This is a genomic window from Myxococcus sp. AM010 (assembly GCF_013372585.1).
In the GTDB taxonomy this organism is placed as follows: Bacteria; Myxococcota; Myxococcia; order Myxococcales; family Myxococcaceae; genus Myxococcus; species Myxococcus vastator.
The window spans coordinates 1-12,975 of record NZ_JABXEO010000079.1; the positions used below are offsets into that span (position 1 = coordinate 1).

Annotated in this window: 11 protein-coding genes; 4 read left to right on the forward strand and 7 right to left on the reverse strand. The window is 69.4% G+C overall.

Translation table 11 applies throughout. The annotated features are described in order from the left end of the window. Positions 1–63: 63 nt before the first annotated feature. A complete protein-coding gene (locus tag HV826_RS28565; protein ID WP_176420134.1) occupies positions 64–2,187 on the reverse strand; it encodes a hypothetical protein in 2,124 nt (707 codons plus the stop codon). A 74-nt stretch (positions 2,188–2,261) separates the two neighbouring features. Beyond that, positions 2,262–2,453 (reverse strand): hypothetical protein, encoded by a 192-nt coding sequence (locus HV826_RS28570; protein WP_176412612.1) that lies wholly within the window; start codon positions 2,451–2,453, stop codon positions 2,262–2,264. A gap of 132 nt (positions 2,454–2,585) precedes the next feature. Here HV826_RS28570 and HV826_RS28575 point away from each other — a divergent pair, with 132 nt between their 5' ends. Both HV826_RS28575 and HV826_RS28580 read left to right on the forward strand, forming a co-directional pair. Next, a complete protein-coding gene (locus tag HV826_RS28575) occupies positions 2,586–3,359 on the forward strand; it encodes an alpha/beta hydrolase (RefSeq protein ID WP_163782777.1) in 774 nt (257 codons plus the stop codon). Positions 3,360–3,369: 10 nt separating this feature from the next. Then, on the forward strand, positions 3,370–3,942 hold the full coding sequence (locus tag HV826_RS28580; protein ID WP_176420135.1) for a DUF2378 family protein: 573 nt from the start codon (positions 3,370–3,372) through the stop codon (positions 3,940–3,942). 9 nt (positions 3,943–3,951) lie between these two features. Here the strand turns inward: HV826_RS28580 and HV826_RS28585 are convergent, their stop codons facing one another. The 4 genes from HV826_RS28585 to htpX all read right to left on the reverse strand — a co-directional run bounded on the left by HV826_RS28585 (position 3,952) and on the right by htpX (position 9,507). Next, positions 3,952–5,115: an acetyl-CoA carboxylase biotin carboxylase subunit family protein gene (locus tag HV826_RS28585; protein ID WP_176420136.1), complete on the reverse strand. Its 1,164-nt coding sequence runs from the start codon at positions 5,113–5,115 to the stop codon at positions 3,952–3,954. Between the two features lie 150 nt (positions 5,116–5,265). Beyond that, entirely contained in the window at positions 5,266–6,876 is a 1,611-nt protein-coding gene (locus HV826_RS28590; protein ID WP_255217464.1) for a LysM peptidoglycan-binding domain-containing protein, read from the reverse strand. Positions 6,877–7,061: 185 nt separating this feature from the next. Continuing rightward, positions 7,062–8,390 (reverse strand): porin, encoded by a 1,329-nt coding sequence (locus HV826_RS28595; RefSeq protein WP_176420138.1) that lies wholly within the window; start codon positions 8,388–8,390, stop codon positions 7,062–7,064. Between the two features lie 199 nt (positions 8,391–8,589). Continuing rightward, positions 8,590–9,507, reverse strand: a complete 918-nt coding sequence (gene htpX, locus HV826_RS28600; protein ID WP_176420139.1) for a protease HtpX — start codon at positions 9,505–9,507, stop codon at positions 8,590–8,592. Positions 9,508–10,032: 525 nt separating this feature from the next. Between htpX and HV826_RS28605 the strand changes: the two genes are divergently transcribed. Together HV826_RS28605 and HV826_RS28610 are read left to right on the forward strand one after the other, a co-directional pair. Continuing rightward, a complete protein-coding gene (locus HV826_RS28605) occupies positions 10,033–10,938 on the forward strand; it encodes a peptidoglycan-binding protein (RefSeq protein WP_176420140.1) in 906 nt (301 codons plus the stop codon). A 14-nt stretch (positions 10,939–10,952) separates the two neighbouring features. Next, the gene (locus tag HV826_RS28610) at positions 10,953–11,198 is read left to right on the forward strand and encodes a hypothetical protein (protein ID WP_176420141.1); all 246 of its coding nucleotides are present in this window, start codon (positions 10,953–10,955) and stop codon (positions 11,196–11,198) included. Positions 11,199–11,252: 54 nt separating this feature from the next. Here HV826_RS28610 and ettA read toward each other — a convergent pair whose 3' ends face one another. After that, entirely contained in the window at positions 11,253–12,932 is a 1,680-nt protein-coding gene (gene ettA, locus HV826_RS28615; RefSeq protein WP_176420142.1) for an energy-dependent translational throttle protein EttA, read from the reverse strand. Positions 12,933–12,975 lie beyond the last annotated feature (43 nt).

Here is a 12,975-nt window from a genome sequence, read left to right on the forward strand (position 1 = left end):
TCAGCTGTGTATAAGAGACAGTGCCCCAGCCCTTCATGCCCTGCCCCTTCACGTTCAACTTCGTCAAAAGCGCGTCTCCAACTCCAGGTGGAAGAGGTGGCGCGGCGGGTCGGGCGGCACACGCGCCACGCGCGCGTCCTTCAAGTCGAGCACCCACGCGTACCGGCCCCGGGCGGACACGGCGCTCGACACCCTCCACGCGACGTCCAGCGCGGTCCGCAGCTCCTGCTGGAGCCGGCTGCGCTCGGAGAGGTCCTGGTCCTTCCACACCAACCGCCCATGCAACTTCAGCGACGCGAGCGGCTGGGCACGGACATCCAGCACGGCCTGCGCGTCGTAACGGAGTCCCTTCGTCTCGGGCGCCTGTACGCGCGCATGTCCGTACTGGAGCGAAACCGTCAGCCCCTTCGCGACGTCGGAGCGCACCCGGGCGGTGACGCCGTACCGCGCGCTGGCGCACAGGTCCGCCACCTCTTGCTCGGAGAGCGAGCCATCCGCGCACGCCCCCATTCCGCCCACGCCATTGTCGCGCAGCTCCACCTGCAGCGAGGGCCGCAGCCAGGGCCGCACCTGAAGATCCCCGCGCACCGAGGCGCGGGCGTGCAACGTGCCCGCGCTCCCAGCCGCCGCCCCATCCGCGGGCAGCGTCCAGGCGTCCACCTGCCCCCGCAGCCGCCACGCGCCTTCGTCACGGTGGAGGTAGCGCAGCCGGGCGCCCAGCTCATTGCGGACGCGCAGGCCTTCCAGCGCATCCGGGCCTGACGGCGCGCCGCTGTAGGGGTTGGCGAAGCCGCGCCCGTAGTAGCGCAGCGACAGCTCCAGCTCGCGCGACGCCCCTGACAGCACGGTGCGCTGCACCGCACCGAAATCCCCGCCCCCCCCCGGCGCGGCATCGAAGCTGCGAGTGCCTTCGAAGAAGACGTCCAGCGCGCCACGCCCCCACGCGGCGTCGAGCCCGAAGGCGCCAAAGGCACCGCCCGCCGGATAGCGGGCGGTGGGCTGGAAGTCGAGCTGCGCCCCTTCCTGCCCCCACGCGGGCCGAGCCATCCAACCGGTGAGCCCGACATGGCTCCGCGACGACAGCGCCAGCGTCGCGTTGCCACCGCCCGCCAGCTCCTGGAACATCCCCGGCAGCGTCCGCGCCGTGAGCTTCTCCCACCGGCCCTCCGCCACCCGCACCCAGACGTCAGGGGCCTTGCACACCCCACGGACAGACGACGGACACAGCGCGCGGTCCAACACCGCATGCCGCGCCAGCGCACGGGACTGATACGAGCCGAAGCCGGTGAGCGAAAGCGCGGCCCCCGTCCCCAGCGGGCCTCGCACCGTGCCCGCGATGCCCCGGAAGCCCTCGTCCCAGCGGAAGTCCGGGGTGACGTCCGACAGGCGTTGCTCGGGCTCGCAACCCGCCCCGCCCACCAGACACGCGCGCTCCAAGCCCGCCGGAGGACGCAGGTTGTCGTCAGGCAGGAAGCCGTCAGGCGACGGCAGCGCCGTGGTGTCCAGCGTGAGCCGCTGTCCGAAGCCCAGCCGGTACGTCCCGGCCAGCAGCGACGCGCGCGCTCCCGTCCACTGCACGTACAGCTTGGGCAGCATGACGGAAGTCCCGGGCGCCTCCACCACGAAGGCACGCCGCCGCGCCTCCCGCCGCGGAGGCTCCAACGTCCGCCGGGCCAGCGACGTCAGCAGCCCCACCCGAAGCCCCGCGAACCCTCCCGCGCGGACCTGCAACGCCAGCGGTGGCGGCAGTCCATCCGACGCCGCGAAGGCCATCATCAACCGCGCGTCGCCCGACAGCCGCCCCGGCGTCCGCACGTCCAGGAACGGCGCGAGCCGCCGCGACGCAGCCTCCGTCAACGCGCCACCCGCGGCGCTGTCTCCTCCCCGAGAGCGCAGCAGCACATCCACGTCCGAGTACGTCAGCCCCGGCAAGCCGTAGAGCGAGGCACGCGACGCCAGCCCCAGGTCCACGCCCGTCCGCCGCAGGGCCAGCAGCGCGGAGAGCGTCTCGGCGGAGATGGCGCCCTCTTCCACGAGCGCGAGCAGGTCCTGCGCGCCCACGGACTCGGGCTCCACTTCATACGGCGCGGCATGCACGGGCAGCGCGCCCGCCAGCCACCACCCCAAACACCATCCCACCCAGAGCACCCGACGCACGCGCCGCGCCTTGTGCACATCCGGGACCACGATTCCCTACAGCAGCGCCCTGCGCGCGGGCCGTCCGGCACGCGGACGCGCCGTCCAAAGGCGGGACGCGCGCGTCAGGCCCGGCCCATGCGCGGGTCGACCTCCAGCAGGTCCCACGCCAGGAAGTACGCGGCCTCCGCGCGGCTCTGGGCGGCGACGTAACGAAGGCGTGACTCCTCGCTGCCATCCAAGGCCTCGCGCGCCTCGCGCACGTCGCTCTCGGTGGTGAGCAGGAGGACTGCCAGATGCGGGTGTTCCAGCTCCATGAGGGAACTCCAGATTAAACTGCTTTTCGAGTGGATTGGGAGCACCCCGCGCTCCGCCCGCCGCCTGTGCATCCCCGAGGCCAGCGCTTTCCGCCCTGTCACCGCCTCCAGGTATGCTGGCTCCCGGTTCCCATGGGCCACGTCCACATCGTCCGAGACTTCCCCTCCCCCCAGGAGGGCTTCGCGCGCACCGTGCGCGTCTATACCCCCCACGCATACGATGCGATGCCAGGCCATCGGTTCCCCGTGCTGTACATGCACGACGGGCAGAACGTGTTCGCCCACCCCGAATCCGCCCTCTTCGAGACCTGGTGCGCCAACGTCGCGTTGGAGCACGGCGTGGGCGAGGGAAGCCTGGAGCCGTGGCTCATCGTCGCCGTGGATTCGGGCGAGGGGCGCGTGCACGACTATTCGCCGTGGAATGAACCGCGCAGCCCGATTCACGCGCGCGGCGAGGCCTACTCCCGCTTCCTGGTGGAGCACCTCAAGCCGCTGGTGGACCGCACCTACCGCACCCGGCCGGAGCCGCGGTGGACGGGCGCCATGGGCTCGTCGCTGGGCGGCCTGATTTCGCTCTACCTCGGGTGCCGCCATCCGGAGGTGTTCGGCCGGATTGGCGCCCTGTCTCCCACCGTGACGTGGGGCGCCAACCAGCTCTTCGGCGCATGGACGGCGCACAGCCGCCGCTGGACGCGCATCTACCTGGACGCGGGCGCCCACGAGTACACGGACGCCAGCGGCGTGCCCGTCTACTACGGCGAATCCACGCGCGCCTTCTACGAGCACCTCAAGCACCTGGGCTACGCGGACCACGAGCTGGCGCTGGTGTTGGATCCACACGGCGGGCACCACGAGCGGGACTGGCAGCGGCGGCTGCCCTCCGCCATGCGCTGGCTGCTGGGGTGAGGCGCCGCACATGAAGCACCGCGGGGCGGTTCCCCTGGAGCAGCGGCTCGTCTACGTCCAGGTGGTGGAGGGCCTGCTCGAGCACGGGCTGCGCGGCGGCGTGTCGCCCCGCCTCAAGCACCGGCTGCGGCAGGCCGGCATCGACCTGGACCGGCCGCTGCTGCCGGGCTACCCGGTGCTCCTGTGGGAGAAGTGCCTGGACGTCATCGTCGAAGAGACGTTTCCGGGCCTGCCCCGGGAGGACGCCTTCCGCCAGCTCGCCGAGCGCCACGTGCAGGGCTACGGGCGCACCGTCGTGGGCCGCGCGGTGTATGGCGTCATGCGGCTCCTGGGCCCCCGCCGACTGGTGCAGCGCCTGCCGCAGACGCTGCGCGCCACCGACAACTACACGGAGGTGGAGCTCACGGAGCAGGGCCCCACCACCTACGCCATGCGGATGAACTCGCGGCTGAACGCGCCCGGCTACGCGGAGGCGCTCTTCGAAGCCCTGCTGCGCGTGGGCGGCGCCGAGTCCCCCCGCGTGACGCGCCTGCGCGAGGACGCGGACAGCACCACCTACCAGCTCACCTGGACGGAGCGCTGAGCGCGCGCGTCAGGCCTTGTCCTGGATGAAGCGCACCGTGTCCCGCAGGGCGTCCATGTCCGCGTGGCGGGTGAGGTACATCTCCTCGCCCAGGAGGCTGTGGTAGATGCTCGGCAGCTCGCGGTGGAGGATGAGCGAGCTGCCCAGCTTCGCCTCCACGTCCGCGTGCGGGTGCCGGTAGCGGCGGGACTTGCGGCGCGCGCTGTGACAGACGTGGTAGCGCGGCGTGAAGCGAAAGTCCGCCACCGGGTCGCCCGTCACCACCCGCGCCCAGAGCCGGTACACGTCGATGTCACACGTGTAGTTCATCATGTCCACCATGAAGCCGCCGGGCGGCCGCAGGTTGGCCTCCAGCACCATGAAGCGGCCATCCTGCAGCCGGAAGAACTCCAGGTGGAACCAGCGCTCGCGCAGCCCGAAGGCGGCCACCACCTGCCGGCCCAGCACGTCCAGCGCGGGGGGAATCTCCTTGTGGCTCCAGAAGGAGATGTCGCGCTGCTCCATCACCGTCTCCATGCCGCCGTCGCTGTACTCGTGACTGAGGCTGAAGACGATGACGCCGTGCCGGTCCACGATGCCGTCGTAGGTGACGATGGTGCCGCGCACGAAGGGCTGCGCCACGTAGGTGGTGGGCAGCGGATGGGACAGGGCCGCGTCCACCTCCGCGTCGCTGGCCACCTTGAAGGTGTTGGCGGCGCCCACGCCCACGTCCGGCTTGAGCACCAGCGGGTAGCCCACGCGCGCGGCGAACGCCTTCACCTGCGCGGCGTCCCGGACGCGGATGAGGTCCGGGTGCGGCACGCCCGCTTCGTGGAACACCTCCGCCATGCCGGACTTGGAGCGCAGCCGGTGGATGTCCGCGGGCTGCAGGCCCGGCACGTTGAAGTCCCCCCGCAGGCGCGCCTCCACCTCCAGCCAGGACTCGTTGAGCGAGTCGATGCGGTGGATGCGGCCGTGCCGCCACGTGAGGTAGCCCGCCGCGCGGGTGAGCGCCTCCTCGTCCATGAGGCTGGGGACGAAGAAGTACTCGCGCAGGGACTCCTTCAGCTCGGGGCGGAGCGACTCGTAGGACGCGTCACCGATGCCCAGGACCGTGACGCCCCGCTCCCGCAGCGCGGAGATGAAGTGGAAGTAATGCGGAGGGAAGTGGGGGGAGATGAAGACGAAGTTCATGGCTCCTCGGGGCACGGGCGACCATAACGCGCCGCGCGCCCGCGCCCAGTTCCTGGCTGAACGCGCAGAGGCGGGGAGTCACTCCTTCCCGCCCCGGCTGCGCCTGGAATCAGGGCCTCCCCGCTCCCCGCCCGTCACCTGGCGGAACGACTAGGCGTTCGGCCGGACCATCGACACTTCGAAGTGCCGCTGGACGACGTTGCCCGTGGTGGGGCCCTCCCGGTAGAGGTTGCCGGTGTCCTGGTCCACGTAGAAGCGGTTGTTCGGGTTGGAGTCCGCGCCGCGCTGCTCGTGGTTCGTCGCCGGGTCGTGGAACGTGTAGTACGTGCGGCCCTGCTCGTCCGTGCCGCGGCCCGTAATCACCACGAAGTGGTCGGTGATGCCGTCCACGTTGTCCGAGTTCCGGCCAGAGCGGTGGTCCACGCCCACGACGACGGGCTTGCCCGCGTCGAGCTGGCCATCGATGTACTCACGGCCCCGGCGCGCCGCCGCGGCGTCCACCGTGACGCCGCCGTTCGGGTCATCGCCCGTGGCCACCTGGATGCGGTTGTCCGGCCCCGTGACGGTGGCCCCGGCGCCCGCGGCCATCACCACCGCGGCGCGGAAGCAGGCCTTGTCACCGGCGCGCTCCACCCTCGCCGCGTTGTACTGGCTGACCCACGGCGTGGCCGTCTGCACCGCCGGGCGGTCCGCCGCGGGCGCGATTTCGGCCGTGTCGTTCAGGTCGGTGGGCGTCGCGCCCTCGGTGGTGTTGGAGGCCTGGAGGTGCTCCGGGCGCGGGCGCGGGATGGGGACCTCGGCGGGCAGCTCGGTGGCGCCGGCCGTGAGGTTCTCCGGGCGCGGGCGCGGAATGGGTACGTTCTCGACAGCGCCACCGCCGTCGCGGTAGCCGCGCGCGTCCAGGGCCCGGACCAGCGCCGTCTCACGCCGCGTCTGGTCGGCGCGCAGGCGCTGCTCGTCGTGGTTGAAGCCGGAGGCGCTGATCTGCCCGTTGTCCGTGCGGAATGCATTCACGCGCGCGTCGACCAGCGCCTCGGGCGTCACGCCCCGCGGGTCCTGCGCCAGCCTGGGCAGCTCGCGGTTGAGGAAGTTCTGCGCCGCGCGAGGCGACTGCGTGTGCAAATCGTAGAAGGTGGAGGCCAGCAGCGCGTTGTTCGGGTCCAGGCCCGCGCGCTCGGCGGCGCGCTGGTACTGCGGCGTGACGCGGCCCAGCTCACGGTTCCAGATTTCGTCCGCGTGCGACGGCGAGTTCGCGCCGCCACCCTGATAGGAGAACGAGCCGCGGTTGTGCTTGGCATTGCCCGGGTCGGTGTGGCCCCCGTAGCTCGCCGTGAAGCCACCGTTCGGCGTGCGGTTGCCTTCCGAGGTGCCAACGACAATGGCGGACTCGGAGTTGGACCCGCCCTGGCGGAAGGCCGTCAGGTCGATGTTGCGATAGCCATTCTGGGTACCAGACACCCCCGCCGTGCCCGCCGGCGTGACGCCCTGCGCCACGGTGCCCTGCGCGGAGCCAGGCTCAAAGCTGTCACCGTTCTGTGACGTCCCCGTCGGGAGGTTGGCCGGGCGCGGCATCGGGCGAGGCGCGTTGGCCTCGAAGCCGTCGTTGGCGCCCGGGATGACGAGCGTCCTGCCCGCCTGGATGCGGTCCGGGTTCTGGATGTTGTTGGCTCGCGCCAGCGCATCCACGCTGGTGTTGTTGCGCCGGGCAATGGCGCTGAGCGTATCTCCCTGACGGATTCGATAGGAGTTGCTACCAGTCATCGACGGCTCCATGGGGGGCGAAGTAAGTCAGACGCCTCCATGATTTTCCGGATCAATGTCCGAAAGTTGCGCAAGCCGCGAAACAACAGCCTCAGCGTTCAAGTCCAGTATTTCTGAACAAACCCTGACGCAACGCACCAGCCGAGGGGTTATGACTGACACCCCGCGGCGGCATCCTGAGTTGCTCAATAATTGAACTGGAGCTGAACGCGCGTCACGTGTCCCTGCTGCTGGAGATACGGGAAGCGGGACGAGGTGCGGTCGGAGATGAGGTAGGTGCCCGTCAGCTCCAGGGCCTTGTTGATTTGCCACTCGGCGCCCAGCTCCAGCTCCCGCACGTCATAGAGCGGCGCGTTCGTCTCGAACTTCTTGCCGCCGTCATAGAGGGTGCCCCGGATGTAGGGGATGAGGGACACGCCCAGCACGCCGTCCAGCTTGTACATGAGCTGCGCATAGCCGCCCCGGAGCTGGCGGCTGTCGATGAGCAGGCCATCGACGGGCCCCTCGCCCACCGAGGGGCCGCGGCCCAGGTTGAACTCGGCCTGGAAGCCCAGCGGCTGCGGGTAGATGACCAGGCTGACGATGCCGCGCGCGTCCACCATGTCGGAGCCCCGGGCGAGCGCGTAGGGCACGCCGTCACGCGGCGAGGCATTGAGGTCGAAGCGGCCGTAGTAGCCACCCACGCCCGCCTCCACGTACTGCGCGCCGAACAGGAAGGGCCAGGTGACGCGGACGACCCCGTGCGGCGTGTCATTGCGCTCGGCGCGGTTGGCCGTCTGGCCGTTGAAGACGCCGAAGCCGACCACGCCGTAGTCGCCCGAGCCCTTCAGGTTGTTGTCGACGAGGAACTTGAAGCGCCTCCGGATTTCGGTGGGCGCCCAGTAGAAGAAGACGCCCAGGTCGCGCTCGTCCTTGAGCGCGCTGTTGATGCCGTCATTGCGGTCCAGCGCGAGGCGGTTCTGGCTGGACTGGAGGTTCTCGAAGCCGAAGGGCACCTTGGACTGGCCCACGCGCAGCCGGAACTCCTTCTTCGCGTCCAGGAAGATGTCCGCGTACCAGTCCCGCATGAGGGTGACGTTGTACTGGTCTCCGATGACCGACGCGAAGTCCGGCTGGAGGTAGATGGACACGCGGTCGTGGACGTCACCGAACAGCACCAGGCGCGCGCGCCGGATGCCAAAGCCGGTGTTCTTGCCGAGGAACCGGTCGCCCTGGTCGTTCACCAGGGCGTCATTCACCCGGAAGCTGGGCAGCCGGTTGTAGCGGACCTGCGTGTAGCCCCGGATGCGGATGCGCTCGTACCAGGCCTGCGCCTTCTTCTCAGCCTCGGGCTTCGCCTCCGGCTCGGGCAGCGCGGCCTCGGGGACCGGCGTCGGCGTGGAAGCGGGGGGCGGCTCGGTGGCGGACGGGGCCGCGGCTTCGTCCTGCCGCGCGTGGGCAAGGGGCGCCAGGAGCAGCATGGAGCCGGACAACAAGACCTGGAGAGCAGCGCGGAACGAAGCAGTGGGGGTCATGACGGCACGGAACTGCCAGCAGTGCGCGAAAGCGCGCCAGGGCTCGAGTTTGCGCTCCCGTTACAGGACGGAATGCACCGCCGCAACGCGCGGGCCCGGGTTGTTGCCTCACCGTCACGGCCCGCTTCGCGGTGTCACAGAACGGCCCGGCGCATGTCACCCATTCGTGACATGCGCCGGTGTCACCGCCGCGCTCGCGTCAGCGCTTCCAGCTGCCGTCCATCAGGCGCTGGATGCGCAGCTCCAGCGGCGGGTGGCTGGAGAAGAGCGCCATCATCCCGCCGCCCCGGATGCCGAACGCCTGCATGTTGGACGGCAGCATGGCCGGCTCGCCCTGCTGCATGCGCAGCCGGTTCAGCGCCCGCGCCATGGCGCCAGGGTCCACCAGCTGCGCGCCGCCGTCATCCGCGCGGAACTCACGCCGGCGGCTGTACCAGGCGACAATCATGCTGGCGCCGATACCGAACACGATTTGGAGCACGATGCTGGTGAGGAAGTAGGCCGGCCCCGAGCCGCCGCTCTCCTCGCCATCCTCGGAGCGGCTGAGGAAGCGGTCCACGAAGAAGCCCACCACGCGGCTGAGGAAGATGACGAAGGTGTTGAGCACGCCCTGCAGCAGCGTGAGCGTCACCATGTCACCGTTGGCCACGTGGGCCACCTCGTGGCCGAGCACGGCCTCCACCTCGTCCCGCTTCATGCCATGGAGCAGGCCGGTGGACACCGCGACCAGGGCGCTGTTGCGCTTGGCTCCCGTGGCGAAGGCGTTCATGTCCGGGCTGTCGTAGATGGCCACCTCGGGCATGCCGATGCCCGCGTCGCGGGCCAGCCGGTGCACCGTCTCCACCAGCCAGCGCTCATCCTCCGAGCGCGGCGACGTGATGACCTTCGCCCCCGTGCTCCACTTCGCCATCCACTTGGAGATGAGCAGCGAGAAGATGGCGCCGCCGAAGCCCATCACCGCCGCCATGATGAGCAGGCCCGGCAGGTTCAGCCCCACCCCGCGGCGGGCGAGCAGGTTCTCCACCCCGATGAGCTGCCCGACGATCGCCAGCATCGCGACCACCGCGAGGTTGGTCAGTACGAACAGTGTGATGCGCTTGGCGAAGCTTCCCTTCATGACGCTCTCTCTCCCTAGAAAAAACCTTGGGGACAACATTCAGCAGCGCGGGACGAATGCAAGCTTCGTCGGCCACTTATTGTCCCGACCGCACTAGAACAGCCTGCCGGCGGGGCACTTCCCAAGGTTGTTCCTTCAGGAACCTGAGATTTTCTCTATGAAACGGCCCTCACCGGCGTTTCCCCGGAGCCTGATCGGCCGCCGAGTTGGAGACCTGGGGTTTGCCCGTGGGGCTCCACACCAAGGGTGCGACCTGGACACCCAACGTGGGACTCCATCACACCCCGTGTCGACTAATGGCAAACCAGACGTCCAAGGCGGAAGATTTTCGCGGTAATGAATGCCACGAGTCCCGTCTGCCCGCGGTCACCTTGGCGCAACGTTTCCGTCGCGCCATGAAATGCAGCTCAACCCTGAGCGCGCGCATGGATTGACACGCGGATTTGACGGAATCCCAGGCAACTTTCTTTGAGCGGTTTGGAAAATGGGTCCAACTCCATTCTTCTTCTCAGGGAAGAGCCCCCCATGGTAGCCATTGCCCGCACCTCCGCTGCTGCGTCCAGCAGCGCGTCCCGTTCTGCCTCGCCCACGCTGCGCAGTGGCGCGCGCGGCGCGGCCGTGACGCAGCTCCAGAACAAGCTCAAGGCGGCGGGCTTCAATCCGGGCGCCGCGGACGGCGTGTTCGGCCCCAAGACACAGGCGGCGGTGCAGGCCTTCCAGCGGGCGCGCGGGCTCCAGGTGGACGGCGTCGTCGGTCCCAAGACGTGGAGCGCGCTCAACTCGGCGGGCGGAGCGGGCGGCTCGGGTCCCACGCTGCGCAATGGCGCGCGGGGCGAGCCGGTGCGTGCGCTCCAGCAGCGGCTCAACGTGCTGGGCTTCAAGTCAGGCACGGCGGACGGCGTGTTCGGTCCGAAGACACAGGCGGCGGTGAAGGCCTTCCAGCAGTCCCGCGGGCTGGTGGCGGACGGCATCGTCGGGCCCAAGACGTGGGACAAGCTGGGCATCAACGTGCAGGGCCCCGTCACCAACCCGGGCGGTGGCGGTGGCCGGGTCGTCACGGGCTATGTGAACGGGCAGCCGCGGCAGATTTCGCTCTCGGCCGTCCCCAACGGCAAGGAGATGCGCTCGGACGCGGCGGCGGCGTTCAACCGCATGCACGCGGCGGCGCGGGCGCAGGGCATCACCCTGAAGGTGAACAGCGGCTTCCGCAGCATGTCGGAGCAGGAGGCGCTGTACCGCGCGTACAAGAACGGCACGGGCAACCTGGCCGCGCCTCCGGGCTACTCCAACCACCAGGGCGGCATCGCGGTGGACATCAACACGGGCGGCACGGGCACCTCGACGTACCGGTGGATGGCCAACAACGCGAAGAACTACGGCTTCGTGCGCACCGTCCCGTCCGAGCCCTGGCACTGGGAGTACCGGCCCTGACACAGGAGAGAGACATGAAGAAGCTGCTCATGGCGGTCGCGGTGCTGGCGGTTCCCGCAGGGATTGTCGTCGGCGGCCTGGGCTACACGCCCGTCGCCGAGGCCGAGTCATTCAATCTGGCCTGTACGTACACGTATTACAACGACGAGGCGCTCACGGAGTACGTGATGACGCTGCACTGCTCCTGCGCGAACCCGGATTGCTACAACACCGAGGACGTGACGCCGTTCTACACGGTGGACTGCCTCGACATCTGCTGAGGGACCGTGGAGCCACCGCACCTCACGGTACGGTGGCTCCAGGCATGCAGCGGCTCAGCTCTTCGTAATCGGGCGGTAGCGGATGCGGTGCGGCGCCAGGGCCTCGGGGCCCAGGCGCTTCTTCTTGTCCGCCTCGTAGTCCTCGAAGTTGCCCTCGAAGAAGAACGCCTTGCTGTCGCCCTCGAACGCGAGGATGTGCGTGGCGATGCGGTCCAGGAACCAGCGGTCGTGGCTGATGACCACCGCGCAGCCCGCGAAGCTCAGCAGCGCGTCCTCCAGGCTGCGCAGCGTCTCCACGTCCAGGTCGTTGGTGGGCTCGTCGAGCAGCAGCAGGTTGCCGCCGCTCTTGAGCATCTTCGCCAGGTGCGCGCGGTTGCGCTCACCGCCGGACAGGTCCTTCACCCGCTTCTGCTGGTCCTGGCCCTTGAAGGCGAAGCCCGCCAGGTACGCGCGGCTGGGCACCTGCCCCGCCTTGCCCAGGTCCAGGTGGTCCAGCCCGCCGCTCACCTCCTGGAACACGGAGTTCTCGCCGTCCAGCGCGTCGCGGCTCTGGTCCACGTAGGCCAGCTTCACCGTCTCGCCGATGCGCAGCTCGCCCGCGTCCGGTGACTCCACGCCCGTCATCATCCGGAACAGCGTCGTCTTGCCCGCGCCATTGGGACCGATGACGCCCACGATGCCACCCGGCGGCAGCTTGAAGCTCAGGTCGTCAATGAGCAGCCGGTCGCCGTAGGCCTTGCGCAGCCCCTTGGCTTCGATGACGAGCCCGCCCAGCGGCGGCCCGGGCGGAATGATGACCTCGCCCGTCGCGTCGCGCTTGTCCTGCGACTGGTTGAGCAGCTCCTCGTAGGCCGCGATACGCGCCTTGCTCTTGGCCTGACGGGCCTTGGGGGAGGCGCGCACCCACTCCAGTTCGCGCTTGAGCGTCTTCTGGCGGTGGCTCTCCGACTTCTCCTCCAGCTCCAGGCGCTTCTGCTTCTGCTCCAGCCAGCTGGAGTAGTTGCCCTTCCAGGGCACGCCCTCGCCGCGGTCCAGCTCCAGAATCCATTCGGCCGCGTTGTCCAGGAAGTACCGGTCGTGGGTGATGCAGACGATGGTGCCCTTGTACTCCTTGAGCGCCTGCTCCAGCCACGCGACGCTCTCCGCGTCCAGGTGGTTGGTGGGCTCGTCCAGGAGGAGCAGGTCCGGCTTCTCCAGCAGGATGCGGCACAGCGCCACGCGGCGCTTCTCACCACCGGACAGCTTCGTCACGTCCGCGTCGCCCGGAGGCAGGCGCAGCGCGTCCATGGCCATCTCGATGGTGCGGTCCAGCTCCCAGCCGTTCACCGCGTCGATGGCGTCCTGCAGCCGGCCCTGCTCGGCCAGCAGCTTCTCCATCTCCGCGTCGCTCATGGGCTCGGCGAACTTCGCGCTGACCTCGTTGAAGCGGTCCAGTGTGCCGCGAATCTCCTTCAGGCCCAGCTCCACGTTGCCCTTCACGTCGAGCGAGGTGTCGAGCTGCGGCTCCTGCGCCAGGTAGCCGACCTTGGCGCTGGGGTCCGGCTTAGCGACCCCGAAGAACTCCGTGTCCACGCCCGCCATGATGCGCAGCAGCGTCGACTTGCCGGAGCCGTTGGGGCCGATGACGCCAATCTTCGCGCCGGGGAAGAACGAGAGGTAGATGCCCTTGAGGATCTCCTTGCTGTTCTTGACCTTGCGCAGGTCCTGCATCGTGAAGATGAAATTCTGGGCCATCTGGGCCTTCCTGCTTTGAGGCGGAGTGAGGGGCTCTGCGGAT

Bases quoted from the DNA above. Each gene is read 5' to 3' on its own strand.
- ettA (WP_176420142.1), bottom strand. From the start codon at position 12,932: ATGGCCCAGAATTTCATCTTCACGATGCAGGACCTGCGCAAGGTCAAG.
- htpX (WP_176420139.1), bottom strand. From the start codon at position 9,507: ATGAAGGGAAGCTTCGCCAAGCGCATCACACTGTTCGTACTGACCAAC.
- HV826_RS28580 (WP_176420135.1), top strand. From the start codon at position 3,370: ATGAAGCACCGCGGGGCGGTTCCCCTGGAGCAGCGGCTCGTCTACGTC.
- HV826_RS28575 (WP_163782777.1), top strand. From the start codon at position 2,586: ATGGGCCACGTCCACATCGTCCGAGACTTCCCCTCCCCCCAGGAGGGC.
- HV826_RS28595 (WP_176420138.1), bottom strand. From the start codon at position 8,390: ATGACCCCCACTGCTTCGTTCCGCGCTGCTCTCCAGGTCTTGTTGTCC.
- HV826_RS28585 (WP_176420136.1), bottom strand. From the start codon at position 5,115: ATGAACTTCGTCTTCATCTCCCCCCACTTCCCTCCGCATTACTTCCAC.
- HV826_RS28610 (WP_176420141.1), top strand. From the start codon at position 10,953: ATGAAGAAGCTGCTCATGGCGGTCGCGGTGCTGGCGGTTCCCGCAGGG.
- HV826_RS28590 (WP_255217464.1), bottom strand. From the start codon at position 6,876: ATGACTGGTAGCAACTCCTATCGAATCCGTCAGGGAGATACGCTCAGC.
- HV826_RS28570 (WP_176412612.1), bottom strand. From the start codon at position 2,453: ATGGAGCTGGAACACCCGCATCTGGCAGTCCTCCTGCTCACCACCGAG.
- HV826_RS28605 (WP_176420140.1), top strand. From the start codon at position 10,033: ATGGTAGCCATTGCCCGCACCTCCGCTGCTGCGTCCAGCAGCGCGTCC.